Origin of the sequence: Serratia sp. CY52157 (assembly GCF_052168495.1) — a bacterium.
Taxonomy (GTDB): domain Bacteria; phylum Pseudomonadota; class Gammaproteobacteria; order Enterobacterales; family Enterobacteriaceae; genus Serratia; species Serratia ureilytica.
Window position 1 is genome coordinate 379902 of the sequence record NZ_JBJNMO010000001.1, and the last position, 25766, is coordinate 405667.

28 protein-coding genes and 1 pseudogene are annotated in these 25766 nt (G+C 60.3%); 18 read left to right on the forward strand and 11 right to left on the reverse strand.

The genetic code is table 11. The features are described 5' to 3' along the window. Nucleotides 1-106 precede the first annotated feature (106 nt). From ACJ8IP_RS01910 to ACJ8IP_RS01930, 5 genes are all read left to right on the forward strand, one after another. Nucleotides 107-565 (forward strand): hypothetical protein, encoded by a 459-nt coding sequence (locus ACJ8IP_RS01910; RefSeq protein ID WP_033652080.1) that lies wholly within the window; start codon nt 107-109, stop codon nt 563-565. Nucleotides 566-663: 98 nt separating this feature from the next. Further along, entirely contained in the window at nt 664-1080 is a 417-nt protein-coding gene (locus tag ACJ8IP_RS01915; protein ID WP_004941246.1) for a DUF2000 domain-containing protein, read from the forward strand. 72 nt (nt 1081-1152) lie between these two features. Then, nucleotides 1153-2184, forward strand: coding sequence for a LacI family DNA-binding transcriptional regulator (locus ACJ8IP_RS01920; protein ID WP_046898570.1), 1032 nt, complete (start codon nt 1153-1155; stop codon nt 2182-2184). Nucleotides 2185-2370: 186 nt separating this feature from the next. Next, nucleotides 2371-3294 carry a sugar phosphate isomerase/epimerase family protein gene (locus tag ACJ8IP_RS01925; protein ID WP_442524287.1) on the forward strand — a complete coding sequence of 308 codons (924 nt, stop codon included), beginning with the start codon at nt 2371-2373 and terminating at the stop codon, nt 3292-3294. A 14-nt stretch (nt 3295-3308) separates the two neighbouring features. Next, the gene (locus tag ACJ8IP_RS01930; RefSeq protein ID WP_033652084.1) at nt 3309-4481 is read left to right on the forward strand and encodes a Gfo/Idh/MocA family protein; all 1173 of its coding nucleotides are present in this window, start codon (nt 3309-3311) and stop codon (nt 4479-4481) included. 13 nt (nt 4482-4494) lie between these two features. On the opposite strand, the gene ACJ8IP_RS01935 is transcribed toward ACJ8IP_RS01930, so the two are convergent. Next, entirely contained in the window at nt 4495-4845 is a 351-nt protein-coding gene (locus tag ACJ8IP_RS01935; RefSeq protein ID WP_016928050.1) for a GFA family protein, read from the reverse strand. 148 nt (nt 4846-4993) lie between these two features. Here ACJ8IP_RS01935 and ACJ8IP_RS01940 point away from each other — a divergent pair, with 148 nt between their 5' ends. Further along, nucleotides 4994-5203 (forward strand): hypothetical protein, encoded by a 210-nt coding sequence (locus ACJ8IP_RS01940; protein ID WP_004941260.1) that lies wholly within the window; start codon nt 4994-4996, stop codon nt 5201-5203. A gap of 204 nt (nt 5204-5407) precedes the next feature. After that, nucleotides 5408-6052 carry a Qnr family pentapeptide repeat protein gene (locus ACJ8IP_RS01945; protein ID WP_033642796.1) on the forward strand — a complete coding sequence of 215 codons (645 nt, stop codon included), beginning with the start codon at nt 5408-5410 and terminating at the stop codon, nt 6050-6052. Nucleotides 6053-6061: 9 nt separating this feature from the next. Here the strand turns inward: ACJ8IP_RS01945 and ACJ8IP_RS01950 are convergent, their stop codons facing one another. Then, nucleotides 6062-6460, reverse strand: a complete 399-nt coding sequence (locus tag ACJ8IP_RS01950) for a hypothetical protein (protein ID WP_084587960.1) — start codon at nt 6458-6460, stop codon at nt 6062-6064. A 561-nt stretch (nt 6461-7021) separates the two neighbouring features. On the opposite strand from ACJ8IP_RS01950, the gene cspE reads away from it, so the two are divergent. Both cspE and ACJ8IP_RS01960 read left to right on the forward strand, forming a co-directional pair. Continuing rightward, nucleotides 7022-7234 (forward strand): transcription antiterminator/RNA stability regulator CspE, encoded by a 213-nt coding sequence (gene cspE, locus ACJ8IP_RS01955; RefSeq protein WP_164106060.1) that lies wholly within the window; start codon nt 7022-7024, stop codon nt 7232-7234. 114 nt (nt 7235-7348) lie between these two features. Then, nucleotides 7349-7427: pseudogene (locus ACJ8IP_RS01960) on the forward strand. A 213-nt stretch (nt 7428-7640) separates the two neighbouring features. Here ACJ8IP_RS01960 and ACJ8IP_RS01965 read toward each other — a convergent pair. Continuing rightward, on the reverse strand, nt 7641-8318 hold the full coding sequence (locus ACJ8IP_RS01965) for an isochorismatase family protein (protein WP_016928046.1): 678 nt from the start codon (nt 8316-8318) through the stop codon (nt 7641-7643). Between the two features lie 241 nt (nt 8319-8559). Between ACJ8IP_RS01965 and ACJ8IP_RS01970 the strand changes: the two genes are divergently transcribed. Both ACJ8IP_RS01970 and ACJ8IP_RS01975 read left to right on the forward strand, forming a co-directional pair. Next, nucleotides 8560-8988 (forward strand): universal stress protein, encoded by a 429-nt coding sequence (locus ACJ8IP_RS01970; RefSeq protein WP_147839343.1) that lies wholly within the window; start codon nt 8560-8562, stop codon nt 8986-8988. A 314-nt stretch (nt 8989-9302) separates the two neighbouring features. Continuing rightward, on the forward strand, nt 9303-10058 hold the full coding sequence (locus tag ACJ8IP_RS01975; RefSeq protein ID WP_016928044.1) for an SDR family NAD(P)-dependent oxidoreductase: 756 nt from the start codon (nt 9303-9305) through the stop codon (nt 10056-10058). Between the two features lie 43 nt (nt 10059-10101). On the opposite strand, the gene ACJ8IP_RS01980 is transcribed toward ACJ8IP_RS01975, so the two are convergent. From ACJ8IP_RS01980 to puuD, 4 genes are read right to left on the reverse strand one after another with little or no spacing between them, the layout of a single operon-like run. After that, the gene (locus ACJ8IP_RS01980) at nt 10102-11382 is read right to left on the reverse strand and encodes an NAD(P)/FAD-dependent oxidoreductase (RefSeq protein ID WP_016928043.1); all 1281 of its coding nucleotides are present in this window, start codon (nt 11380-11382) and stop codon (nt 10102-10104) included. 11 nt (nt 11383-11393) lie between these two features. Then, the gene (gene puuC, locus ACJ8IP_RS01985; protein WP_164106059.1) at nt 11394-12890 is read right to left on the reverse strand and encodes an aldehyde dehydrogenase PuuC; all 1497 of its coding nucleotides are present in this window, start codon (nt 12888-12890) and stop codon (nt 11394-11396) included. 15 nt (nt 12891-12905) lie between these two features. After that, nucleotides 12906-13463: an HTH-type transcriptional regulator PuuR gene (gene puuR, locus ACJ8IP_RS01990; RefSeq protein WP_033642801.1), complete on the reverse strand. Its 558-nt coding sequence runs from the start codon at nt 13461-13463 to the stop codon at nt 12906-12908. Continuing rightward, a complete protein-coding gene (gene puuD, locus ACJ8IP_RS01995; protein WP_025302552.1) occupies nt 13460-14221 on the reverse strand; it encodes a gamma-glutamyl-gamma-aminobutyrate hydrolase in 762 nt (253 codons plus the stop codon). The genes puuR and puuD overlap by 4 nt, the downstream gene beginning before the upstream one ends. A 219-nt stretch (nt 14222-14440) precedes the next feature. On the opposite strand from puuD, the gene ACJ8IP_RS02000 reads away from it, so the two are divergent. The 5 genes from ACJ8IP_RS02000 (at nt 14441) to ACJ8IP_RS02020 (ending at nt 20113) form a co-directional block, all read left to right on the forward strand. Then, the gene (locus tag ACJ8IP_RS02000) at nt 14441-15859 is read left to right on the forward strand and encodes a glutamine synthetase family protein (RefSeq protein WP_015377637.1); all 1419 of its coding nucleotides are present in this window, start codon (nt 14441-14443) and stop codon (nt 15857-15859) included. Nucleotides 15860-16167: 308 nt separating this feature from the next. Further along, nucleotides 16168-17538 carry an APC family permease gene (locus tag ACJ8IP_RS02005; protein ID WP_033642803.1) on the forward strand — a complete coding sequence of 457 codons (1371 nt, stop codon included), beginning with the start codon at nt 16168-16170 and terminating at the stop codon, nt 17536-17538. 91 nt (nt 17539-17629) lie between these two features. Next, complete coding sequence (yddG, locus tag ACJ8IP_RS02010) at nt 17630-18523, forward strand: aromatic amino acid DMT transporter YddG (protein ID WP_042784303.1); 894 nt, start codon at nt 17630-17632, stop codon at nt 18521-18523. 73 nt (nt 18524-18596) lie between these two features. Next, entirely contained in the window at nt 18597-18869 is a 273-nt protein-coding gene (locus ACJ8IP_RS02015) for a hypothetical protein (protein ID WP_042784304.1), read from the forward strand. A 362-nt stretch (nt 18870-19231) separates the two neighbouring features. Beyond that, nucleotides 19232-20113, forward strand: a complete 882-nt coding sequence (locus ACJ8IP_RS02020; protein ID WP_033642808.1) for a nucleoside-specific channel-forming protein Tsx — start codon at nt 19232-19234, stop codon at nt 20111-20113. Between the two features lie 54 nt (nt 20114-20167). On the opposite strand, the gene ACJ8IP_RS02025 is transcribed toward ACJ8IP_RS02020, so the two are convergent. Beyond that, the gene (locus ACJ8IP_RS02025) at nt 20168-20347 is read right to left on the reverse strand and encodes a hypothetical protein (protein WP_033642811.1); all 180 of its coding nucleotides are present in this window, start codon (nt 20345-20347) and stop codon (nt 20168-20170) included. 442 nt (nt 20348-20789) lie between these two features. Here ACJ8IP_RS02025 and ACJ8IP_RS02030 point away from each other — a divergent pair, with 442 nt between their 5' ends. Together ACJ8IP_RS02030 and ACJ8IP_RS02035 are read left to right on the forward strand one after the other, a co-directional pair. Next, nucleotides 20790-21284 (forward strand): anti-virulence regulator CigR family protein, encoded by a 495-nt coding sequence (locus ACJ8IP_RS02030; protein ID WP_033642812.1) that lies wholly within the window; start codon nt 20790-20792, stop codon nt 21282-21284. A gap of 115 nt (nt 21285-21399) precedes the next feature. Continuing rightward, nucleotides 21400-21930, forward strand: a complete 531-nt coding sequence (locus ACJ8IP_RS02035) for a chorismate mutase (RefSeq protein ID WP_042784307.1) — start codon at nt 21400-21402, stop codon at nt 21928-21930. Between the two features lie 3 nt (nt 21931-21933). Here ACJ8IP_RS02035 and ACJ8IP_RS02040 read toward each other — a convergent pair whose 3' ends face one another. From ACJ8IP_RS02040 to hutI, 3 genes are all read right to left on the reverse strand, one after another. Then, nucleotides 21934-23469, reverse strand: coding sequence for a serine hydrolase domain-containing protein (locus ACJ8IP_RS02040; RefSeq protein WP_198793175.1), 1536 nt, complete (start codon nt 23467-23469; stop codon nt 21934-21936). A 243-nt stretch (nt 23470-23712) separates the two neighbouring features. Further along, nucleotides 23713-24516: an N-formylglutamate deformylase gene (hutG, locus tag ACJ8IP_RS02045; RefSeq protein WP_108680572.1), complete on the reverse strand. Its 804-nt coding sequence runs from the start codon at nt 24514-24516 to the stop codon at nt 23713-23715. Continuing rightward, a complete protein-coding gene (gene hutI / locus ACJ8IP_RS02050) occupies nt 24513-25736 on the reverse strand; it encodes an imidazolonepropionase (protein WP_442524288.1) in 1224 nt (407 codons plus the stop codon). The genes hutG and hutI overlap by 4 nt, the downstream gene beginning before the upstream one ends. Nucleotides 25737-25766 lie beyond the last annotated feature (30 nt).

Below are 25766 nucleotides of genomic sequence, written 5' to 3' on the forward strand. Positions count from 1 at the left end.
GTTCGCCAGCGTGCCGCCCTGCGTGGACGCGGGTGCCCGTTCAGCGGTTTACTGTTCCGGCACGCAGCGAGCGTGCCCGATCAATTTTATTTATAAGGAGCAGTGTATGTCAGAGATGATGAATGAAAACGGAGCGCCGGTGATGGAGTGGAGCTACGGCGGCCGGGGTGACGATATCAGCAGCAGCCTGACCTTCGACACGGTAGAGGAACAGCCGCATGGTTTCCTGATGACGGTCGATCGGCCGGTTCAGATCTTCAAAGAGGCGCTGTCGCCGCTGATGGCCTTTGTCACGCTGCTGCGCCCGTTGTATGCGAAGACGGGCGAGGGATTCCAGTTCGTGCCGGTTTCCAACCCCTGGACCGACGTGCAGCGCCTGCCGCCAAGCGCCGGTTATCTGGGCGTGCAGGTCAACGCCGGTCTGTTCTTCCACGGGGCCAAACCGACGCACTATAAAGATCGCGACGGCCAGATGAAACCGATCGACGGCGGCACTGTCCTGCAGAACATCACCGTGCTGCATCAGGTGGCGCAGCCGCAGGGCCCGGGCGAAGGCGGGATCTGAGGCTGAAACGTTATCACGGGGCCGGACGCGGCCCTTATCTCGCCTTGAAAACCGCCCTTGGCTTGGGTAAAAAGGGTTGTCTATTCAAGGAGAAGAGTATGTACAGCGACAACGAGAAAAAATTCTACATCATCCTCAACCGCAACCACGAACCGGCCACGCTGTTTAACGCCTCCTGCCATCTGACGGCGGGCATCACCGATCTTATCGAGCAGCGCGAGTTTCACCACTACCCGAGCAGCCTCGACGGCGTCAGCGCCAATATGAGCCATTACCCGATCGTCATCCTGCAGGCCAAGAACAGCAGCCAGCTCAGCAACCTGATCCTCAAATGCAAGGAGGAGGGCGTGCTGTCCAACTTCTTCACCACCACCATGCTGTCGCATTCCGCCGAGCAGCAGATCGCCGACACCGCCAATACCCCCTACGAGCAGTTGGACTTCGTGGCGGTAGCGCTCTACGGCGACACTGAACAGCTTAAGCCGCTCACCAAGAAGTTCTCCGTCTACCGTTAATCGCGAACGGCATCACATCAGGGGCGGCAACGGCTATGATATTTTTCCATCAAATCGTTGATGGAGATGAACATGAGCGGCAAGAAAACCACCATGGCGGCCATCGCCAGAGAGGCGCGGGTCGGCATCGCCACCGTCGATCGGGTGATCAACCAACGCGCGTCGGTGCGGCCCGCCACCCAGCGCCGGGTGATTGAGGCGGCGAAAAAGTTGGGGTTCGCGTTGGAGAAGTCCCACTGCCTGTCGGCGGTGCTGGGCAGGCCGGAGCGTCGCCTGAGAATGGGGTTTATCCTGCTGCGGCGCGAACACTCTTTCTATGCGCAACTGGCTGATGAACTGATGGCGCAAGCGGCGCCGTATCATGAGCCGGGTCAGCCGCCGCAGTTCATCTTCCACTCTCTCAATGCCATCGGTGACACCGCCGCCGCCATTAGCCAATTGAGCCGCCAGGTGGAAGCGATCGGCGTGCTGGCGCTGGATCATCCCCTGATCCACTACGCCGTAGAAGAAGCCGCCCAGGCGGGCATCAACGTTTTCGCGCTGCTGTCGGATTTATCGGTGCCCAGCCGCGCCGGCTACATCGGTCTGGATAATCAAAAAGCGGGCCGCACCGCCGGCTGGGCGGTGGATCGTCTGTGCCGGCGTCAGGGCGACGTCGGTGTGATCATCGGCGACAACCGTTTTACTTGCCAGGAAGCCTGCGAGATCGGTTTTCGCTCCTACCTGCGTGAGCAGATGAGCGGCCAGCGTGTGTTGGAACCGGTGCGCAGCCTTGAGGACGCGGAAACGGCGCGCCGGGTCACGCGTGAACTGCTGGCGAACCACCCGGAACTGGCGGCGCTTTACGCGCCGAGCGGCGGTGTGGAGGGCATTATTCAGGCGTTGCGAGAGAGCGGCCGGCAGCGCGACATCACGCTGGTGTGCCACGGCCCGGTGCAGGGTGGTGAAATGGCGCTGCTCGACGGCACGGTGGATCTGCTGCTGTGCCACCGCATTCCCGAATTGGCCGCCACGATCGTCGAGACGTTACTCGCCGCCGATGAACAACCGGGATTACGCCACATCATTAATCGCTTCGATGTGATCACCAAAGAAAACCTCTGACGGCCGCTGAGTGGTGGTTGCCGAGCTCAGGGCGCAGCCAGGTGTCGCCTGAATTTGATTAAAAACTATCAAATAATTTATCAAAAATAGCGCGATCTCTATCAAGAAATAAAATTTTCATTGTTGATGGTTTTGGAATTTTTGTTTGATACTGCCGGCATTCCCCGCAAAAAAGGAGCCGTCGCCATGACTTTGCCTATCGCCAATGCGCCCTGCAGTTGGGGCGTTGATGATCCGAACAACCCCCATTTGCCGCCCTATGCCACGGTTCTGCAAGAAGCGTCGGCGGCCGGCTACCGCAGCATCGAGCTGGGGCCGTGGGGCTATCTGCCGACGCAGAGCGAGGCGCTGTGTGCCGCGCTGGAGCAGCATCGCCTGTCGCTGGTGGCCGGCACGATTTTTGACGATCTGGTCAGCGAGGCGAACATTGAGCGCCTGCTGGCCCTGACTCATCGGATATGTCGCAACCTCTCGCGGGCGCCCAGGGCGGAGCCGACCGAGGGCGATCGCGCCGCGCCGCCGTTCTTGGTGATTATCGATTTCGGCAATCTGCAACGCGCCAGGTTCGCCGGGCATTCAGATTTAGCGCCGCGTTTGTCGCAGGGGGAGTGGCAGAGGATGATCGGGCACATTACGCGCATCAGCGAACTGGCCTGGCGGGAATACGGTGTGCGGCCGGTGGTGCATCCGCACGCCGGCGGCTGCATCGAGTTCGCCGACGAAATCGACCGGTTGGCGGCGGACATTCCGCATCACACCGCCGGATTGTGCCTGGATGCCGGCCATCTGTATTACGCCGGGCTGGACCCGGCTGCCTGGCTGAGCAAGCACTTTGAGCGTCTTGATTATCTGCACTTCAAAGACGTCGATCCGCAGGTGTTCCGCGAGGTGCTGGCGCGCGGCGTCGATTTTTTCACCGCCTGCGCCGAGGGTGTCATGTGCCCGTTGGGCAGCGGGGCGATCGATTATCCGCAGCTGCGCGCGCTGTTGGCCGAGCGCGGATACCGGGGCTGGATCACTATCGAGCAGGAGCGCGATCCGCGCAATGTGCAGGGCAGCCTGCAGGACGTCACCGCCAGCTTGCGCTACTTGCGCGGCCTCGGCTTTTAATCAGGAGAAACACGATGATCAACGGCAGCAAACCTTTGGCCAGATCGTTGCGCTGGGGCATGGTCGGCGGCGGCGGCACCAGCCAGATCGGTTACATCCACCGTTCGGCGGCCTTGCGCGACGGCGCGTTTACTCTGTTGGCCGGCGCGTTCGACATTGACGCCGAACGCGGGCGTGATTTTGGCCGGAGTCTGGGCGTGGCGGCGGAGCGCTGTTATGCGGATTATGCCGAGATGTTCCGCGCCGAAGCCGCGCGGGCGGACGGCATCGAAGCGGTCTCGATCGCCACGCCGAACAACACCCATTACGCCATTTGCCGGGCGGCGCTGGAGGCGGGATTGCACGTGGTATGCGAGAAGCCGCTGTGTTTCAGCGTCGAAGAGGCGCAGGCGCTGGCGGCGCTGTGCGAGCGGCAGCGCAAAGTCATCGGCGTGACCTACGGCTATGCCGGGCACCAGATGATTTTGCAGGCGCGGCAGATGATTGCCGATGGCCGGCTGGGGGAAATTCGGCTGGTGAATATGCAGTTCGCCCACGGCTTTCACGCCGCGCCGGTGGAGCAGGATAATCCCAGCACTCGCTGGCGGGTCGATCCGCGCTTTGTCGGCCCCAGCTATGTGCTGGGCGATCTGGCGACCCACACGCTGTTCCTGGCGGAAACCATGGCGCCGCAGCTGAAGATCCGGCGGCTGCTCTGCAGTCGACAAAGCTTTGTGCCGTCGCGCGCGCCGTTGGAGGACAACGCCTATGTGCTGATGGAGTATCACAACGGCGCCATCGGCTCCGTGTGGGCTTCGGCGGTCAACTGCGGTTCGATGCATGGCCAAAAGGTGCGCATTGTCGGTGAAAAGGCCAGCCTGGAGTGGTGGGATGAACAACCCAATCAGCTGCGCTTCGAAGTGCAGGGCGAGCCGGTGCGGATCCTGGAGCGCGGCATGCCGTATCTCGCCGCGTCGGCGCTGGCGGACGATCGCATCGGCGGCGGCCATGCGGAGGGGCTGTTTGAAGCCTGGTCGAATCTCTACCGCCGCTTCGCGCTGGCGATGGACGCCACCGATCGGCGCGACGCAGCCTTCCTGGCCGACTTCTGGTACCCGGACGTGCAGGCCGGCGCGCTGGGCGTGAAGTGGGTGGCGCGCTGCGTGCAATCCGCCGAAACCGACGCCGGCTGGGTCGCCTTCGACTGAGCGAGCGATTCGCTCAGACGCTGGCCCCGTCGTAGCTGTGGATCTGTAACGCATCCAGCGCGACGTCCGGCACGCAACGCAGGTTAACGGCGCACATCGCGGCGCCGTCTGGCGCGGTGCCGTAGGCGAAGGGCTGGGCTCCGCAGACTCGGCAGAACTGATGGCGGATCCTGTGGTGATTGAAAGTGTAGGTGCTGAGCTGGTCCTGACCGCTGTTGAGCGTGAAAGCGCTGATGGGGAAGAACGACAGCAGCAGCCCTTTGCGGCGGCAAATCGAACAGTTGCAGCTGAGGGCTTCGGTCGGCAGTTCGGCGTCCACGGTAAAGGTGACGGCGCCGCAGTGGCAGCTTCCCTGGAATGACATGGCGATGATCCTGTAACAGGGGAGAGTGTTTGCCCAGTATCCAGTATAGTGCAATTTATCGTCACTCGGCCGCGCCGGGCGCGGTTTCCTTAATAAATGCGCGGTTTTCTGGTAGGTTAAGGTTTAACGTCATCAAAAGGAGATCGCGATGTTAGAGCATTACTATCCGGCAAACATGGGCGCCGAACCGGTCACGGACGAACAGCACAAGCGGCTGGTGGCGGTGCAGGCGGCGCTGGAGCTTATCAAGGCTACGCTGTCAGACACCAACGATGGCAACGGCGTGGATTTCCAGCTGAAGGCGGCGGAGAAGCACATCGGCCCGATGGCCGACGCTATTCAGGAAGCCCTGAAGTAACGGTTCGCCGTCACGTCAACCGCCCGTATCGGGCGGTTTTTTTTTGCGCCGATTACTGCGGTCATTTACGACGCCAGCGGCTCAAGCCATCATCAGGTGCTCGTTCATATTCCGCTCTCGCGCCTTTGCTCGACGGCGGTTGCCAACCGCGCCGGAATAGGATTAAATGCCGCACTGACTGTATAAATAAACAGGGGTGTTACAATGAGCCTGGCGCTGAAGGGTGAGAAGATCGCGCGTAACCGCTTTACCGGCGAAAAAATTGAAAACGGCAGCTTTATGCTGTGTGATTTTTCGGGCGCCGATCTGACCGGCACCGAATTTATCGGCTGTCAATTTTACGATCGCGAGAGCCGACAGGGCGGTAACTTCAGCCGCGCGATCCTGAAAGACGCGAGTTTTAGAAGCTGCGATTTATCGATGGCCGATTTCCGCCACGTTGACGCATTGGGGTTGGAGATCCGCGAATGTCGCGCGCAGGGAGCAGATTTTCGCGGCGCCAGCTTTATGAATATGATCACCAGCCGCACCTGGTTTTGCAGCGCCTATATCACCAAGAGCAACCTGAGCTACGCCAATTTTGCCAAAGTGGTGTTGGAGAAATGCGAGCTGTGGGAAAACCGTTGGCACGGCGCGCAGGTGCTCGGCGCCAGCTTCAGCGGCTCCGATCTGTCCGGCGGCGAATTCTCCGGTTTTGACTGGCGCGCCGCCGATGTCACCCAGTGCGATCTGAGCAACGCGGAACTGGGCGAGTTGGATTTGCGCACCACCGATCTGCAGGGCGTTAAAATGGACAGTCACCAGGCCGCTCAACTGCTGGAGCGGCTGGGGATCGCAATCATCGGCTGAAGGGGAGGGTTAGCGCGATGGTTGGGCAAATAAGCGATTGAACGCTTGATCCGCGTCCACGGGAATGCGGCGTTGCATTACCGGGATAGTGAAACGCGGATCGCGCACAAAGTGCCGAGCTTGCTCGTTGAGCGGCACGACGGCGATCGCCAGATTGTCGTTAGCCTGCATGACGCCTTCCTGCTCGAACAAGGCGAATACCGGCGCGTGGCGCGCGTTGCCCAATGAGCAAGCCGAAATCCAATAATCGCCGTCTTGGGCAAATTTGCACTGCGCCGCTTGCGGGCCAATCGCGCTGATTTGTTTGGCTATCAAGGCGTTCGCGTTTTCCACATAGCTTGGCGGTGCCGGCTGGCAGCCCGCCAAACTGAGCGTCAGCGCCGTCAGCATCAGTGTTCTTTTGCCCATCATAGCCATCCTTGAGGTCATTTCCTGTAAAGTAAAATAATTATCCTAACAACGATAATGCGCCAGTGTCGAGAACAGATTGATTTATTAAGCTTTTATTTCTCTTTCATGACGATTAAGCGGTTTTCTTCAGTGTTATAGCAGGGAGTAGTTTCGCGTGAAGGGAAGAGCAGAACGCGGAATCGGCGGCTGTTTGCGCGTTCATGATCGGCCCCGGCGCGGCGAGTCCAATCGTTCGTTATTTTTCACCCCGAACGCCGCGCCGAAAACCCTGAGCTGGCGGCAGATGTAGGCGGTGCTTTGCGGTAATAAATTTATGAGGCAGATGAATATAATTTAAAATATATCTTGCTTAAATAATTTAGCTGTGTGTAAATAGCGTCATCGGTTTGTAGTACAGACCTTATGAAAGCAGTTTTAGTAAAGCAGTTCTCAGTATTAGCGATATCCCTCAGATACCTCTTCTTCCGCGAATTCTCTTCTCTAGTGCCCCATAAGTTTCCAATAAAAACAGACCTCTATCGCCCTATGGCGTCGCAAAAATATAAAGGAAATATCTCTATGTCCAATAAAATGACTGGTTTGGTAAAATGGTTTGATGCAGGTAAAGGCTTTGGCTTTATCACCCCGGCAGACGGCGGCAAAGATGTGTTCGTACACTTCTCCGCTATCCAGAGCAACGATTTCAAAACGCTGGGCGAAGGCCAACAGGTTGAGTTCACTATCGAAAATGGCATGAAGGGGCCTTCTGCCGGCAACGTGGTCGCGTTATAATTTTTGGCCGAGGTGCAATTTCTTACGACAGCGATGATGGTTTAAGCCGGAGCAGTTAAGCAATGAAATCCTCAGCCTGAATAAACTCCGGGTTCGCCCGGAGTCTTTCTCGATACGTCATTAGCTCAGCAGGAAGAGCGGCAGCGAAATTATTCGTTGGCGGACTGGGGTTCGATTCCTCGATGACGTTCCAATAATTAATGATTATTGGCAACAGAAAAACAGATTGCCGCAGAATTAATAACGCCGCGTTTCAGTCTATTTTTCTGTTGTGAAAAAGTCGCGCTTAGGCTGCGTAATGTTGGAGTGTGGGATGGACGCTTACGCCATAACATGACAGCCGGGAAAGTCACCGGCACACGATTAATAGCCCCGGCCTTGGCCGGGGTTTTTTATACCCGCGATCTTAACGCTGCGAGTCCAGCAGTTCGTTATTTTTCACCACGTCCTGCGCCTTGAGGTAGCTCTCGATCAGCAGCTGATAGGCCGGGAAGATTTTGGTGTAGACTTCGGCCCACTGCTGAGCGTCGGCGCGATTCCAGCTGCCCTGCAGCTCGGAGGCGACGCCGGCGGTGTCGATCGGCACCACGCCCGCCTGTACCACGCGCGCCAGGGTAATTTCCTGCGCCATTTTCGAGTAGGTGCCGGAGGCGTCGATTACCGCGAAGACCTTATAGCCTTCGGCCACCGCGCTGATGGACGGAAAGGCCATGCAGACGCTGGTGATGGTGCCGGCGATGATCAGGGTTTTGCGGCCGGTGGCTTTGACCGCCGCCACGAAGTCCGGGTTGTCCCAGGCGTTGATTTCCCCTTTACGGGCGACGTATTGCGCGTGCGGCGCATTCTGGTGAATTTCCGGGATCAGCGGGCCGTTGGGGCCCTGCGGCACCGAGGCGGTGGTGATCACCGGCAGTTTGCTGAGGGTGGCGATGCTGGCGAGGGCGGCGGCGCGAGCGCGCAGTTCGGTCATCGGCATATCGGCGACGGTCTGAAACAGACCGCTCTGGTGGTCGATCAGGAGCATGACCGCGTCATTAGCATCAATAACAGGACGCTGGCCGTTGAAGTTGGCTGGAGTGCTCATGGTGTCTTCCTTTTTTCGTCGTGAGGTCAGTGGGTATCTTCTTTGATTGATAAGGCTGAAACTCAGCACTTGCCTACAGTGTAGGGAGAGGAGAGAAATCCGGTAGAGCCTAAAGCCGGGATGCATCGTTCCATAAATGGAACGACACTGCAGCAGGCGCGGGGCTAAACTTAAGGTGCATGAGAAACATGCGGCAAGGAACGCCATCCTGTTCATGGGTTTGACGCGGAGGGCCGCCGTCATGGCTTATCAGCATATCGTTGTCGCCACGGATCTCAGCGAAGACGCCGAGTTCCTGTTGGGCAAGGGCGCCAGGTTGGCCGCCGCGCTCCAGGCCAAACTTTCACTGATTTATATCGATATTCACCGCGCCGGTTATTATGTCGATCTGGGCGTGGGAGATTACAACTACACCGATCGCACGTTTTCGGAGCGGGTGAAGAATATGCTCAATGCGATCAAAGGGCATTCTTCCTATCCGGTGGAAGAGGTGATCGTCAGCCGTGGCGCATTGACGGAAGAGCTGAATCGGGTGGCGAAGGAAAAAGGGTTCGATCTGGTGATCTTCGGCCATCACCACGATGTCTGGAGCCGGCTGGTTTCTTCGGCGCGTCAGGCGATCAATGAGTTGAACGTCGATCTGCTGGTGATCCCCATCGAGAAAAAATAGTCGCGGCCGCCGGCGGGCGGCTGCTTTTTTCATTCGCATCGCTTATCTCTGAGCGGCCATAACCGTCGATCTGCAATAATCCCGCTTGCTGACAATCCGCCAGGAAAATAGTGACTGGCCGCAATTTTATTATCTCCATCAATATGTTGGCCAAAATCCGATAAAGATTAACCCAGCGCATTGAAATGACTCGCATACCTCCTTTTGGTTAATAAACCGCACGTTTTGACTGGCTCTCAGGGAGCCTGCGTCTTATCCTCGGGGCAATGAGATTTGTATGACTTATATAAATGCGTTTACATGGAGGAGGTCTCATGCGTTTTGACAATAAAGTCGTGGTTATCACCGGTGCGGGCAATGGCATGGGGGAAGCGGCGGCGCGGCGTTTCTCCGCCGAGGGTGCCATTGTGGTGCTGGCCGACTGGGCCAAGGAAGCGGTAGACAAGGTCGCCGCTTCGCTGCCGAAGGGCCGCGCGATGGCGGTGCATATCGACGTTTCCGATCACGTGGCGGTTGAAAAAATGATGAACGAGGTGGCGGAAAAACTGGGCCGCATCGACGTCCTGCTGAACAATGCCGGCGTACACGTGGCGGGCAGCGTGCTGGAAACCAGCATCGACGACTGGCGTCGCATCGCCGGGGTCGATATCGACGGCGTGGTGTTCTGTTCCAAATTCGCCTTGCCGCACTTGCTGAAAACCAAAGGCTGCATCGTCAATACCGCATCGGTGTCCGGCCTGGGCGGTGACTGGGGCGCGGCCTATTACTGCGCGGCGAAAGGCGCGGTGGTTAACCTGACGCGCGCCATGGCGCTGGATCATGGCGGTGACGGCGTGCGCATCAACTCGGTCTGCCCGAGCCTGGTCAAAACCAACATGACCAACGGCTGGCCGCAGGAGATCCGCGACAAGTTCAATGAGCGCATCGCGCTGGGGCGTGCGGCGGAGCCGGAAGAAGTGGCGGCGGTGATGGCGTTTCTGGCCAGCGACGACGCCAGCTTTATCAATGGCGCCAACATCCCGGTCGATGGCGGGGCGACCGCCTCGGACGGCCAACCGAAGATCGTCTAAGCGTTAATGCGCAGGCCCGGCCATTATGACCGGGCCTGTTGTTTTAGACGCCGATGCGATCGCGCAGCGTGTAGTAGGCCGCGCCGATGGCGGTGAACGGGATCTGCAGATTGCGTCCGCCGAAGAACGGCAGGTGCGGCAGCTTGGCGAAGGCGTCGAAGCGTTCGGCGTCGCCGCGCATCAGCTCGGCGATCAGCTTGCCCGCCAGATGGGTGCAGGTTACGCCGTGGCCGCTGTATCCCTGCATGTAGTACACGTTATTCTCCAGCCGGCCGAACTGCGGCATGCGCGACAGCGTCAGCAGGAAGTTGCCGGTCCAGCGATAGTCGATACGCACCCCTTTCAACTGCGGGAAGGTCTTCAGCAGCTTCGGCCGGATCAGGTTATCGATGTCGTCCGGATCGCGCGCGCCGTACACCACGCCGCCGCCGTACAGCAGACGATGATCGGCGGTGATGCGGTAGTAATCCAGCAGGTAGTTGCAGTCCTCCACGCAGTAATTCTGCGGGATCAGCGCCTGCGCTATCTCCGGCGCCAGCGGTTCGGTGGTCACCACCTGGGTACCGCACGGCATGCTGCGCTTGGCCAGCCGCGGCTCCAGCTTATCGCCCAGATAGGCGTTGCCGGCGACGATGACGAAGCGCGCCTTCACCTGGCCATTGGCGGTGCTGATGAGCGCCGGTTCGCCGTGGCGAATGTTCGTCACCGCCGATTGCTCGAAGATGCGCCCGCCCTGCAGGCGAATCGCCTCGGCCTCGCCCAGCGCCAGATTGAGCGGATGGATGTGGCCGCCGCTGTGATCGAGCAGCGCGCCGACGTAACGATCGCTGGCGATCTCCTGGCGCACCCGGTCCGCGTCGAGCAGCTCAAGCTGGGTATTGCCGTAGCGCTCCCAGTTGCGTTTTTGCTCGATCAGTGCATGGAACTGCTTGTTGTTCAGGGCGGCGAAGATGCCGCCGGGGCGGTAGTCGCAGTCGATGGCGTAGCGGCTGATGCGGCTGCGAATGATCTCCGCGCCTTCGAACATCATGCTGCCGAGCAGGCGGGCGCTTTCCGCGCCGTAACGCTCTTCAATCACATCGATGTCGCGGCTGTAAGAGTTGACCAACTGGCCGCCGTTGCGGCCGCTGGCGCCGAAACCGATGCGCGCCGCTTCCAACACCACCACGTCGTAACCGGCTTCCACCAGGAACAGCGCGGAGGAGAGGCCGGTATAGCCGCCGCCGATCACGCAGACGTCGCATTCGATCGATTCATTCAGTTGTGGATAGGGCTGATGTGCGTTGGCCGTGGCCGCATAATAGCTTTTTACGTGTTCAGTCATGATGTAAGCCCTTATTCCAGCGAGATCCAGGTGGTTTTTAATTCGGTGAATTTGTCCAGCGCATGCAGCGATTTGTCGCGGCCGTTGCCGCTTTGCTTGTAACCGCCGAACGGCACGGTCATATCGCCGTCGTTGTAGTTGTTGACGAACACCGTACCGGCCTTCAGTTGGCGCGCCATGCGGCGCGCGCGCGCCAGATCGCGGGTCCAGACCGCGGCACCGAGGCCGTAGTCGCTGTCGTTGGCCAGCTGCAGCGCCTGTTGCTCGTCGTCGAACGCCGTCACCGCCAGCACCGGGCCGAAGATTTCATCGCGCGCCACGCTCATGGCATTGTCCACCCGGGTGAGGATGGTCGGCCCCAGATAGCCGGCGTGGTCGCCCTGCGGATGGTCGCGCCCGTCGAGGAACAGCGCGGCGCCCTGGCTCAGCCCCCGATCGATATAGCCGGCCACTTTCTCGCAGTGGCCGCTGTCGATCAGCGTGCCCATCACCGTGTCGGGATCGAGCGGATCGCCGGGCACGAAAGCCGCCGCGTGTTTGCGCAGCGCCTGCAGGAACGCTTGCTCAATGCTCGCTTCGACCAGCAGGCGAGTGCCGGCGATGCACACCTGCCCCTGATTGTAGAAGATGCCGGCGGCGGCGCTGCGGGCGGCCTGATCCAGATCCGGGCAGTCGGCGAAGACGATGTTGGCGCTTTTGCCGCCGGCCTCCAGCCAGACACGCTTCATGTTCGATTCGCCGGCGCAAATCATCAGCTGTTTCGCCACCAGCGTAGAGCCGGTAAAGGTGAGGGCGTCGACGTCGCGGTGCAGCGCCAGCGCCTTGCCGGCGTCGTGGCCGTAGCCGGGCACCACGTTCAGTACGCCGTCCGGCAGCCCGGCCTGTTGCGCCAGTTTGCCGAGCAGGATGGCGCTCAGCGGTGACTTTTCGGAGGGTTTGAGCACCACGCTGTTGCCGGCGGCCAGCGCCGGGCCGAGCTTCCAGCAGGCCAGCAGCAACGGGAAGTTCCAGGGCACGATGGCGCCGACCACGCCGATCGGCTCGCGTTCGATCAGCGCCAGCGCCTCGCGACCGGTAGGGGCGATTTCGCCGTACACCTTATCGATCGCTTCGGCGTACCAGCGGATGCAGCGGATAGCGCCCGGCACGTCGTCGCGCAGGCTGTGACGAATCGGTTTGCCGGTGTCCAGCGTTTCCAGCAGCGCCAGCTCTTCGTGATGCTGTTCCATCAGCTCGGCGAAGCGCAGCAGCGTGGCTTTGCGCTGCGCCGGCGCGGCCTGGGCCCAGTCGCCGCGTTCAAAGGCGGCGCGCGCCGCGCTGACCGCCCGATCGATGTCGGCGGCTTCGCCGCGCGCGACCTGCGCCAGCTCACGGCGACCGGCGGGATCTTCGACGGCGAAACGTTTCCCCGCGGCGGCCGGCTGGTAGCGGCCGTCGATAAACAACTGGTGCTCAATCTTCAGGGCCTGCGCCCGTTGTTGCCAATACTGCAAATGGTGAAAGTTCATGCCTGGCTCCGTTGATCAGAATGTCGTCGGCGTATGGGCGCTGATAATCCGGCAAATGCGCGCCGACGTGTTGCTGAAACTGTGGGGAATGCCGGTATTGATGGCGTAGCTCTGCCCGGCCTGCAGGTGATAGCTCTGGCCGTTGACCTGCAGCACCACTTCGCCTTCCAGCAGCGTGCCGATCTCTTCCCCTTGGTGTTTGATGCGCTCGCCGGTGGTGGTGCCCGGTTCGTAGGTCTCGATCATCATTGCCAGCGTGCGATTCGGATCGCCGTTATGGATCAGCTTCATCGATACGCCCTGGCTGCCGATCTCGATCAGGTCGTCGCTGTCTATCACGATCTGCGGCTCAGCCGGTTTTTCCGGTTCGGCGAAAAACGCCGACAGCGACAGACCGTATACCGTCAGCAGCTTTTGCAGCGTGCTGATGGCCGGGCTGACCTTGTCTTGCTCGATAGTACTGATGGCGCTGTGGGTTAACCCAGACAGTTCGGCGACCCGGCGCTGCGACAACCCCAATTGTTGACGGATTTGCGACAGACGTTTTCCCGGTGCCAAGCTGACGTCGCTCATGGGCGTTTTTCCTTTTGATAGTTCCGACAGGCGGTAATGAAACCATCAAACAACAGGCGCGACAGGGCGTACTCGTCGCTGTTCCACTCCGGGTGCCACTGCACGCCGAGCGCGAAAGGCTGATCGCGCACGCTGATCGCCTCCACCAGCCCGTCGGCGGCGTGCGCCTCGATGCGAACGCTCGCGCCCAGGGTTTTGGCGCCCTGGCCGTGCAGCGAGTTCACCCAGAATCTGTTGCAATCCGGTATCAGTTGCGAAAGCAGCCCCCCTTCCTGAACGATGACCTCGTGGGCGGGGGCGTATTGCTGTTCCAGCGGCAGGTCGTGATCTTCACGATGCTCCAGCAGCTCGGGCAGTTCGTACAGGCGGCGATGCAGGGTGCCTTGAGTGGCGACCACCATTTCCTGCATGCCGCGGCAAATGGCGAAAAGGGGAATGCGCCTGTCGAATGCCTGGCGGATCAGCGCCAGGCTCAACGCGTCTCGGCCAGGATCGGCGTCAGGCTCATCGCCGTTTTCACCATAAAGGTGCGGCTGCACATTACTGGGGCTGCCGGGCAACAGAATGCCGTCGAGGCGCGGCAACAGTTCCGCCAGCATCTCAGGCTCCGCCAGCGCGTGCGGCAGGGCGATCGGTAAACCGCCGGCGGTGATAACGGCATTCAGGTACTTTTCTTGCAAGGTCTGCGTAAGGTGCCCGTTTAACCTATACCTGCACATGACGACGCCGATGACTGGTCTGTTAAATATATTGTCCATGCTATCCCCTTGGTACGTTCGAAATTATGAACGATAAGCTTCTCCACCGCCGATTTCGTTCAATATTCTATAAATCTAGCAGTCGATTGGCCAATATTCAAACCAAAAGTAACACTTGCAAAACAAATTTGTTTCATCTACGTTTCAATTGTGGGCATTATATTGAACAAGACGGTCAATAAACATCGACGACAGCAAAACACAAACGGCGGGTGAACCATGCAGACCAACATCGTAGAAGTGGAAAACTTTGTTCAGCACAGTGAAGAGAGACGAAGTAGCGCGTTCCAGCGCGAAGTGAAGAAGTACCTGGAACGTTATCCGTTAACCCAACATGTCGACGTCCTGTTGACCGATCTGAACGGCAGCTTCCGCGGCAAACGCATCCCGGTCGGCGGTCTGAATAAGCTGGAGAAAGGCTGTTACTTCCCGGCGTCGGTATTTGCGATGGATATTCTCGGCAACGTGGTGGAAGAAGCCGGGTTGGGGCAGGAGCTGGGCGAGCCGGATCACGTGTGCGTGCCGGTACCGGGCACGCTGACGCCGTCGGCGGCGGATCCGCAATATATCGCGCAGGTGCTGCTCACCATGTTGGATGAAGATGGCACTCCCTTTGACGTTGAACCGCGCAATGTGCTGAACCGAGTGTGGCAGCGTTTGCGTCAGCGCGGGCTCTCCCCCGTGGTAGCGGTAGAGTTGGAGTTCTATCTCATCGATCGTCAACGCGATGCGGAGGGGTATCTGCAGCCGCCGTGCGCACCGGGGACCCAGGAGCGCAACACCCAAAGCCAGGTGTACTCCGTCGATAACCTGAATCATTTCGCCGACGTGCTGAGCGAGATCGACGAACTGGCGCGCTTGCAGGGCATTCCGGCGGACGGCGCGGTGGCGGAGGCGTCGCCGGGGCAGTTCGAGGTCAACCTGCACCATACCGATGATGTGCTGCAGGCCTGCGACCATGCGCTGGCACTGAAGCGCTTGGTGCGCATGGTGGCCGAGAACCACAATATGCAGGCGACCTTTATGGCCAAGCCGTATGAAGAGCACGCCGGCAGCGGCATGCACGTGCACATCAGCATGCTGAATGCGCAAGGCGACAACGTGTTCGCCGATGACGACGGCGAAGATTCGGCGCTGCTGAAACAGGCGCTGGCGGGCATGATCGCCCTGATGCCGTCCTCGATGGCGCTGCTGGCGCCGAACGTCAACGCCTACCGCCGCTTCCAGCCCGGCATGTATGTGCCGACCCAGGCCTCCTGGGGGCATAACAACCGCACCGTGGCGCTGCGCATTCCCTGCGGCGATCGCGATAACCACCGGGTGGAGTATCGCGTGGCGGGCGCCGACGCCAACCCGTATCTGGTGATGGCGACCATTCTGGCCGGCATCGTCTACGGCCTGGAAACCGCATTGCCGCTGCCTGAGCCGGTGACCGGCAATGGGCTGGAGCAGGACGGGCTGCCGTTCCCGATCCGCCAGAGCGACGCGCTGTACGAGTTCGAACATCAGCCGGTGCTCAATGCATTGTTGGGCGAACGCTTCAGCCATGTCTACCTGGCCTGCAAAACCGATGAGCTGGTGCAGTTTGAGCGCCTGATCACCGAAACCGAGATCGAGTGGATGCTGAAAAACGCCTGAACCCGCTCACCCAACCATGACCGCGCGCGTCCGGCGCATTTCATCGGCTCTCCTGTGGCCGGTGAGGCTGCGCGCTGCGGTACAGAATTTCTTCTATCACGGCGTACAGGACGCCGACGAGGAAATAACCATGACTCAGTCATCTCCCTGCGCAGACGTTCGCCTGTGCCGCAGTGCCGACGGGCCGGTCGCCGGCCGCCCGACAGCGATCCCAACCCGTTTTTACCGCCGCCTGAGCAGCAGTTTCCCCGCGGCCTCTCTGAATGACGTTGCACGGTTGACAGCAGAGGACCAAAAGGGGAAATGCCATGACGACTAAAGCCATCGACGGCGGCCAGGCGGGCAAACCGCAGCTGCGCAAATCCCTCAAGCTGTGGCAAGTGGTGATGATGGGCCTGGCCTATCTGACGCCGATGACGGTGTTTGACACCTTCGGCATCGTCTCCGGCCTCACCGACGGCCATGTGCCGACCTCCTACCTGCTGGCGCTGGCCGGCGTGCTGTTCACCGCCATCAGCTACGGCAAACTGGTGCGCCAGTTTCCCACCGCCGGCTCTGCCTATACCTATGCGCAGAAGGCGATCAACCCGCACGTCGGTTTCCTGGTGGGGTGGTCGTCGCTGCTGGACTATCTGTTCTTGCCGATGATCAACACGCTGCTGGCCAAGATCTACCTGACCGCGCTGTTCCCGGAGGTGCCGCCCTGGGTATGGGTGGTGGGCTTCGTGATTCTGATCACCGCCATCAACCTGAAAAGCGTCAATCTGGTGGCCAACTTCAATACCCTGTTCGTACTGGCGCAGGTGGCGATCATTTTGGTGTTCATCTATCTGGTGGTGCGCGGCCTGCACAACGGCGAGGGGATGGGCACGGTGTGGAGCCTGCGGCCGTTCCTCAGCGAGAATGCGCATCTGCTGCCGATCATTACCGGCGCGACTATCCTGTGCTTCTCGTTCCTCGGCTTTGACGCAGTCACCACGCTGTGTGAAGAGACGCCCGACGCCGCCAAGGTGATCCCGCGCGCCATCTTCCTGACCGCGCTGTACGGCGGGGTGATCTTTATCAGTGTGTCGTTCTTCATTCAGCTGTTTTTCCCGTCCATTCAACGTTTTCACCAGCCCGACGCCGCGCTGCCGGAGATTGCGCTGTACGTCGGCGGCAAACTGTTCCAGTCGATCTTCCTGTGCGTGACCTTTATCAATACGCTGGCCTCCGGCCTGGCGTCGCACGCCAGCGTGTCGCGCTTGCTGTACGTGATGGGGCGCGACAACGTGTTCCCGGAGAAATTCTTCGGCTATATCCATCCCAAATGGCGCACGCCGGCGCTGAACGTGCTGATGGTTGGGCTGGTGGCGTTGTCGGCGCTGTCGTTCGATCTGGTGACCGCCACGGCGCTGATCAACTTTGGCGCGCTGGTGGCCTTTACCTTCGTTAACCTGTCGGTGATCAGCCACTTCTTTATTCGCGAAGGGCGCAACAAAAGCTGGAAGGATCGTTTCAACTTCCTGTTCCTGCCGTTGGTGGGGGCGCTGACGGTGGGCGTGCTGTGGCTGAATCTGGAGAAGAGCTCGCTGACCATGGGATTGATCTGGGCGACGCTGGGCTTCGGCTACTTGGCCTGGCTGACCCGGCGTTTTCGCCAGCCGCCGCCGCAGCTGGAGCGGCAACCGCAGCAATAAATTCACAGGCGGGAGTTTCCCGCCTTTCTTTTTGGCGCGTGCGGCAGTAGAGTGAAAAACCTGATAAAAAATAACCTATTGGACCTGCCTTATGCCCGCTTTGCCCTCGCGTACCCGCGCCACGCTGTTCGGTTTGTTGGCCATCGTGCTGTGGAGCAGCGTCGTCGGCCTGATCAGAAGCGTCAGCGAAGGGCTGGGGCCTGTCGGCGGCGCGGCGATGATCTACAGCGTCAGCGCGGCGTTCTTGCTGGTGGCGCTCGGCGTGCCGAAATGGCGCAGCTTTCCGCGGCCTTACCTGATCGTCGGCAGCCTGCTGTTCGTCAGCTACGAGATCTGCCTGTCGCTGTCGCTCGGCTACGCCAATACCCGCCTGCAGGCGATAGAAGTGGGCATGATCAACTACCTGTGGCCCTGTTTCACCGTGCTGATGGCGCTGGCGCTCAACGGCCAAAAGGCGAAATGGTGGCTGCTGCCGGGGCTGTTGCTGTCGCTGTTCGGCATCGGCTGGATCATGAGCGGCGAGGGCGGCTGGTCACCGGCGCAGATGCTGGCCAACGTGCGCAGCAATCCGCTCAGCTATACGCTGGCGTTCAGCGGCGCGGTGATCTGGGCGCTGTATTGCAACCTGACCAAGAAGATCGCCCAGGGCAGCAACGGCGTGGTGCTGTTTATCGCGCTGACCGCGCTGGCGCTGTGGCTGAAGTACGCCTTCAGCGCGGAAAGCGGCATGCAGTTCAGCGTCGGCGTGACCGTGACGCTGCTGTGCGCCGGGGTGGCGATGGGGGCGGGATATGCCGCCTGGAACGTCGGCATTCTGCACGGCAACATGACGCTGCTGGCGACCGTCTCCTATTTTACCCCGGTGCTGTCGGCGGTGTTCGCCGCGCTGGTGCTGCACACCTCGCTGACCGTCAATTTCTGGCAGGGCGTGGCGATGGTTACCCTGGGTTCGCTGATATGTTGGCGGGCAACTCGCGGAAATTAACGGAAAATATCCGCCATCGCCGCAATGTTGAACTAGAATTTAACTAGCCATGTTGCCTGAAGGAACGACGACAATGAGAAGTGACATTCAATTTATTCAGCAGCCTGAAATCGACGGGCATCATTATGAGCGCGGCGATACCGTGCGCCTGACCACGGCGAATTTGCGGCATGAATATCAGCTCGATGTTTATATTTTGCGCCGCGATGACAAGCTGATTTACGGTTCGGTCGTCGCGGCGGCGCCCAAAACCGATATTCCGGTCGCCAGCTGGGAGGTCAAAAACGGTGAAGAGGTGGCGTTCCGCCAGGAAAACATCGCCAAAGCGGTGCCGGCGGTAAGCTGATTTCACGTTCCGCACTTTCTCCTGATGCTGATGAAGGCCGACGCTCGCGCGTCGGCTTTTTCTTTTCCACCTCGTGATGACGCCCTGATGTCATTTGGCTTAAAAACTGCGCTAAAAAACGCGACACATGACAAAAATCACAGCGAATGTGAATTTGCATGAAACATAATTTGACAAATGTGAACGCAATCGATTACCTATTCGCGAAATGCGTAACTGGATCACAGATTCTTACAGTCAGTGGTTTCTATAATGCGCGCGTCATCCGAGTTTCTGTGTGAAGACAACGCCAGGTGTCGGCAGACTCATTGTCATCTTTTCTAAACGGGCAGGAAATGGCCCTTTAAGCATGTGGTAATAAAATGAAAAAAATAGCTCTCGCAGCAGGTGTACTGCTCGCAGCGTCTTACAGTGCATCATCAATGGCTGATAGCAAAGACAGTCAATATGTCTCCGACTGGTGGCACCAGAGCGTTAACGTGGTGGGCAGCTACCACACCCGTTTCGGGCCGCAACTGAATAACGACGTGTATCTCGAATACGAAGCCTTCGCCAAGAAAGACTGGTTCGATTTCTACGGCTACGTTGACGTGCCAAAGTTCTTCGGCGTGGGCAACACCCCGGACCGCGGCATCTGGGACAAAGGCTCCCCGCTGTTTATGGAGATTGAACCGCGCTTCTCCATCGACAAGCTGACCGGCACCGATCTGAGCTTCGGTCCGTTCAAAGAGTGGTACTTCGCCAACAACTACATCTATGACCTGGGCCACAACGCCGACGGCCGTCAGAACACCTGGTACATGGGCCTGGGTACCGATATCGACACCGGTCTACCGATGAGCCTGTCGATGAACATCTATGCCAAATACCAGTGGGAAAACTACCAGGCCGCCAACGAGAACAGCTGGGACGGTTACCGCTTCAAGGTGAAATACTTTGTGCCGCTGACCCAAGTGTGGGGCGGCAATCTGAGCTACATCGGCTTCACCAACTTCGACTTCGGTTCCGATCTGGGCAAGGACAGCCACTGGGTTGACGGCACCGGCAAACAGGTGCGCACCGGCAACTCGATCGCCTCTAGTCATATTTTGGCGCTGAACTACGATCACTGGCATTATTCTTTCGTGGCACGTTACTTCCATAACGGCGGCCAGTGGCAGGATGGCGCGGAGATCGGCACGCCGCAGGGCCCGATCAAGTCTACCGGTTGGGGTTACTACCTGGTGGTCGGCTATAACTTCTGATTTTCCGTGTTATCAGAAACAGAAAACCCCGCCTGGCGGGGTTTTTTTTCGTCATCACTGGGCTTGTTCTACCGGGAGATGCCTCACCGGCATAAACAGCCTGCCTTTGATCACGTGACATTCATTATTTATCCAACTAATGATTTGTTCACGGCTGACGCCTTCCGACTGCGCGTAACGATGAAGATCGCCGTTAAAGTGCCGAGTGATGTATTCCATGAGGGTCATTTGCACGTCTTTTGCTCCTGAACGCCCACCCGTTGCCAGCCTGGCCACCGCGGGAGGTTAAGGTTTCTCAGACAGCGAATGTAAATTATCGGCAACGAAATCTCAACATAAAGCACCAAATAGGGGCGACGTCGGTGGGAAAAAGAATCCCGCACGGAAAGGCGGGAAGTGTTCGATATTATCATTCTGGATGATAAGAATAAGATTTGAGGTGCGACGAAAAAGAGCACGCTAACTCTTTTTTGTTACCGTCCCACGCTAGCGGAAGGCTTATTTTTCTTCAAGAAAAATCGGGGGTAGATTTCGGAATTCTCGAGGCGTTTTGCGTTAAAACAAGAGAGTGGCGCGAATGCCGTAAAACCGCACTGTCATCTCGGAGTTTTCCTTATACTTTGCCCGGAAAAGGCCAACTATAGTAAACAGAGTCCCCCACGCAGGAATACACAAAATGAACAAACGTCGTACGACTCTCACGGTGTTGGCACTGATTGCATCGCTGGGGTTGTCATCCGCCCCGGCCATGGCCGACAAAGGCGGCAATGGTAACGGCAACGGCAACGGGCATGGCAACAGCGGCAATCACGGCAATAACGGTAACCACGGCAACAACGGCAATCACGGCAACAAAGATAAAGGCGACTATAGAGACTATAGAAACGACGACAATCTGGTTTCCGTCAGCCTCTCGCGCGACCGCGCCCGTTCGCTGGCGCACACCTACGGGCTGACCGGCTACCGCTCGTTGCCGCCGGGTATCGCCAAGAATCTGGCGCGCGGCAAACCGCTGCCGCCGGGCATCGCCAAAAAAATGGTGCCGTCTTCGATGCTGCGTGAACTGCCGCAGTATCCGGGTTATGAATGGCGCATCGCCGGCGACGATCTGGTGCTGGTCGCGCTCAGCACCGCGATTGTGGCTTCCGTCATCAACGGCGTGTTCGACTAACGCCGGTTGGGTCTCATCGGGCCTCGCTGCGGCGGGGCCTTTTTTATTTGCCGGCGCGGGGCTGACGTGGTGAACTTGGCGCCTGACCTTTTCACTGCATCATAAGGGAGGCGCCATGTTCAGGGCGTTATTGATAGCGTGTTGCCTGACCAGTTTTCCGGCGTTGGCGGACGGTGGCGCCGCTATCGGCGAGCTGGTGAACCAACGGCTGTCGTTGATGAAAGACGTGGCCGGTTACAAGGCGCAGCAGCATTTGCCGATCGAAGATCTGGCGCAGGAGGCGAAGGTGTTGGCCAACGCGCAGGCGGAAGCGGGGCGTTTGGGGCTGGAGCCGGCGTCGGTACGGCCTTTTATCACCGCGCAGATGAACGCCGCCAAGGCGATTCAGTACCGCTATCGCGCCGACTGGTTGGCGAGCCCGGAAAGCGATTGGCAGCCGCGTCCGCTGGCGCAGGTGCGGGTGCAGATCGGGCAATTGAGCAGCCGGATACTGCAGCGTTTGGCGGCGCGGCTGCGCGCCGGACCGCTCGACGCGGCGGATCGGGCGGCGTTTATGGCGTCCGTGGAACAGGTGAATCTCAGCGCCGCCGACAAACGGCGGCTGGCGGATGCGCTGCTGGCGGTCAAAGCCGACAGCGCGCGCTGATCGTCAGTCGCGGCCGACGGTGCTGCGGCGGAAGGTCAGCATCCGGCTGCGGTTGGCGATGAGATCCACGTTGTAACCGCGGAAATAGAGGCAAAAGCGTTTCAACCACGGGCCGTCCTGGCACTCCACCAGCATGCGGCCCTGGCCCAGCGGGCTGAGCGTGCCGGTCTGCGCCGCCGGGCCGACGCCGATATGCACCCGATTGCCGCTAATTTCAAAGGCGGTGCGATAGTGCGGGTGGTACCACAGCCCCTGCACATGCTTCAGGCAGTCGCCGTTGGCCGTGACCGGCAGGAAACGGCGCGCCACGTGTCCAACCTCGCCCTCTACCGCTTCGCCGGTCCACTTCAGCCTGATGGGCATATGAGCGGATAGCGACACCGCGTACCCGTCCTCCCCTTGATACAGCGGTTCATCGCAGCCCAGATAGGCCAGGTTGCCGTCTTTGACCTCCAGCCAGTGCGGCTCCGCCAGCGTGGCGTAGAGACCGTCGGGGATCGCCGTGCTGCGCTGCGGCAAAGGTTCGCCCAGCAGCGCTGCCATCACCTGCAAAGCCATGCCGAAACTGTCGCAATCTTCGCGGTTGGCCACCAGCGCGACGCCGGCCTGACGGTCGGGCGCCAGCAGGAAATAGGTTTTGTAACCGGCGTGGGAGCCGCCGTGGCCCAGCAGGCTGCGGCGGCCCAGCGGCGTGCGCGCCAGCCCCAGGCCATAGGCGCTGAGTTGGCCCTGATTGAGGCGGCGCGGTGCGCTGAGTTGCGCCAGCACGCCCTGACCGGGGCCGTGGTCTGCCAACAGCGTTTGCAGCCAGCGGGTGAGGGCGTTGACGCTGCCGGTCAGGCAGCCGGAGGCGGAAAGGTGCAGGCCGGCGCTGGCGTGTTGCCAGCCCTGCGGCGCCCGCCAGTAACCCGGCACCAACCCCGGCACCACGTCGAACCAGCTTTCCGGCGCCCGCATCTGCACCTGCAGCGGCTGGGCGATATGCCGTTGCACCAACTGGTCGAAATCATACCCTTTGCTGCGCAGCGCGGCCTCCAGCAGCCGATAACCGGTATTGCTGTAGGCGATCTCGCTGCCGGCCTCATAGTTCAACCTTTCCAGCCCCTCGACAAACTGCATCACCGGCTGCGCCTCGCTGACGGCGTGCAGCGATATGCCCAGCAAGCCGAGTGTTTCGCGCACGTCAGGCAGGCCGCCGGTCATGTCCAGCGCCTGGCCGACGGTAACGTCCGCCAACGCGGGCTGCAGGGCGGGAAGCAGTTCACCCAGGCGTTGCTCCAGCCGAACAGCGCGATCGGTGGCGTTCAGCGCCAGCGCGGCGAAGATATGCTTGGTCACTGAGGCGTAGCGCACCACGCTGTCGGCGGTGAAGGGGGTGTTCTGCGCCAGATCGGCCAGGCCGGCGCAGGCGGTGGCGCGGAGTTGTTCGGCGTCAAACAGGGTGATGGCGCCGCCGGGTTCGCCACGCCGTTGCCAGCCGGCCAGCAGTTGTTCGGCGACGGCGCCGGCAGCGCGCCAGTTTAACGGTGTTACAGACATAGGGCCTCCAGAGAGATATTCGAAACGGGCCAGTTGGCCACAGGCCGCCCGGTGCTGACGATGAACACGGGCTTTTGGGCTGATTGTGGCGCAGTGCGTTTTTCGTCGGCCGCTGTTTTGTGCGCTGTTTGGACCAGTTAGCGGGGAATCACGCGAAACTTTGATATAGCGCGCAGATTGCTGCTGGCGTTGCGGTTAAAGGCAGGAGAAAAACAGGCGCCCGGCGGCGCCTGTAAAGGGGGATCAGTTCAGCCTGGCGGCACCGTCCAACAGGCTTTCAACCATCTGCTTGAGCAGGCGCTGCAGCGAGGCGGCGCGCTGCGGTTCGAACGCGAAAGGATACTGTTCGGACATGTAGTTGACCTGCGCCAGCTCGAGCTGGATCGCATGCTGTTGCTGCTGCGGTTGACCGTAGGCGCGGGTGATGTAACCGCCCTTGAAGCGGCCGTTCAGCACGTGGGTGTACTGCTGTTGCTGCTCGCAGCAGGCGACCAGCCGATCGCTCAGCGCCTGGGCGCAGCTTTCGCCGCCGTTGGTGCCGAGGTTGAGATCCGGCAGTTTGCCGTCGAACAGCCGCGGGATCACCGAGGCGATGGAGTGCGCGTCGAACAGCAACGCATAGCCGTGCCGCGCTTTGAGGCGCGCCAGCTCGTTCTGCAGCTGCTGATGATAAGGTTGCCAAATCTGCTGCAGATAGCCGGCGCGTTCTGTGTCCGTCGGCGCTTTGCCCGGCAGGAAGCTAGGGCGGCCGTCGAACAGCACGTCGGGATACAGACCGGTGGTGGCGGTGGTGTACAGCGGTTTGTCATCCGCCGGGCGGTTCAGATCGATGACGAAGCGCGAATAGTTGCCGACCAGCACGCTGGCGCCCATCGCCCGGGCGAAGTCGTACAGCTGCGGAATGTGCCAGTCGGTATCGGGCAGCGGGCGGGCGTCGTCGGTCAGCCCGGCCTCGACCGCCGGCGTCAGTTGCGTGCCGGCGTGCGGGATGCTGATCAGCAGCGGCAGGCTGCCGGTCTGGAAGCTAAAAGGATCGCGAATGGTCATTGACGTACTTCTCCTCGGAAAATCACCGTACAGGGCAGCTGGCCGCCCAACCAATAAGCCAGTTCCGCCGGCCGCGACAGCGGCCAGTGAACGAAGTTCGCCACCTTGCCGGTTTCCAGCGTGCCGTGGCTGTGTTGCAGCCCCAACGCTTTGGCGGCGTGGGTCGTGACGCCCGCCAGCGCTTCTTCCGGCGTCAGGCGGAACAGCGTGCAGGCCATGTTGATCATCAGGCGCAGCGACAGCGCCGGCGACGTGCCGGGATTGGCGTCGCTGGCGAGCGCCATCGCCACGTTGTGTTTGCGGAACAGCTCTACCGGCGGGCATTGGGTTTCACGCAGCAGGTGGTAGGCGCCCGGCAGCAGCACCGCCACGGTGCCGGCGTCGCCCATGGCGCGGGCATCTTGCTCGGTGGCGTATTCGAGATGGTCGGCGGAGAGCGCGTGATGGCGCGCCGCCAGCGTGCTGCCGCCGAGGGCGGAGAGCTGTTCGGCGTGCAGTTTGACCGGCAAACCGGCGGCTTCGGCGGCGGCGAAGACTCGCTCCACCTGCGCCGGTGAGAACGCCAGATGTTCGCAGAAGGCGTCAACCGCATCCGCCAGGCCGGCGGCGGCGGCCTGCGGGATGATGGTATCGCAGACCAGATTGATGTAGTCGTCGGCGCGGTTGGCGTATTCCGGCGGCAGCGCATGGGCCGCCAGACAGGTGGTTTTCACCTCGACCGGCAGCAGCTCGCCCAGTTTGCGCGCCACCCGCAGCATTTTCAGCTCGCTTTCCGGGCTGAGACCGTAGCCGGATTTGATTTCCACGCAGGTGACGCCTTCCGCCAGCAGTGGACGCAGGCGGAACAGCGCCTGTTCCAGCAGCAGCGCTTCGTCGGCTTCGCGGGTGGCTTTCACGGTGGAGATGATGCCGCCGCCCTGCGCGGCGATGTCGGCATAGCTTACGCCGTTCAGCCGCTGTTCGAACTCGCCGCTGCGGTTGCCGCCGAACACCAGGTGCGTGTGGCAATCAACAAAGCCGGGGGTGATGATGCCGCCGTCGAATTTCACCGTTTCGTCCGCGATCAGGCCGGGCGGCAACGCCGCATGTTCGCCAATCCAGACGATCTTGCCGTCGCGTACGGCGATCGCGCCGTCGGTCAGGGTGTGATAGTTGCCGTCGCGCATGGTGACGATATCGGCGCCGTGCCACAGGCTGTCACAGTGAATTTCAGACGTCATTGCTTTCCTCCGCCGGAGCCGCAGCTCCCA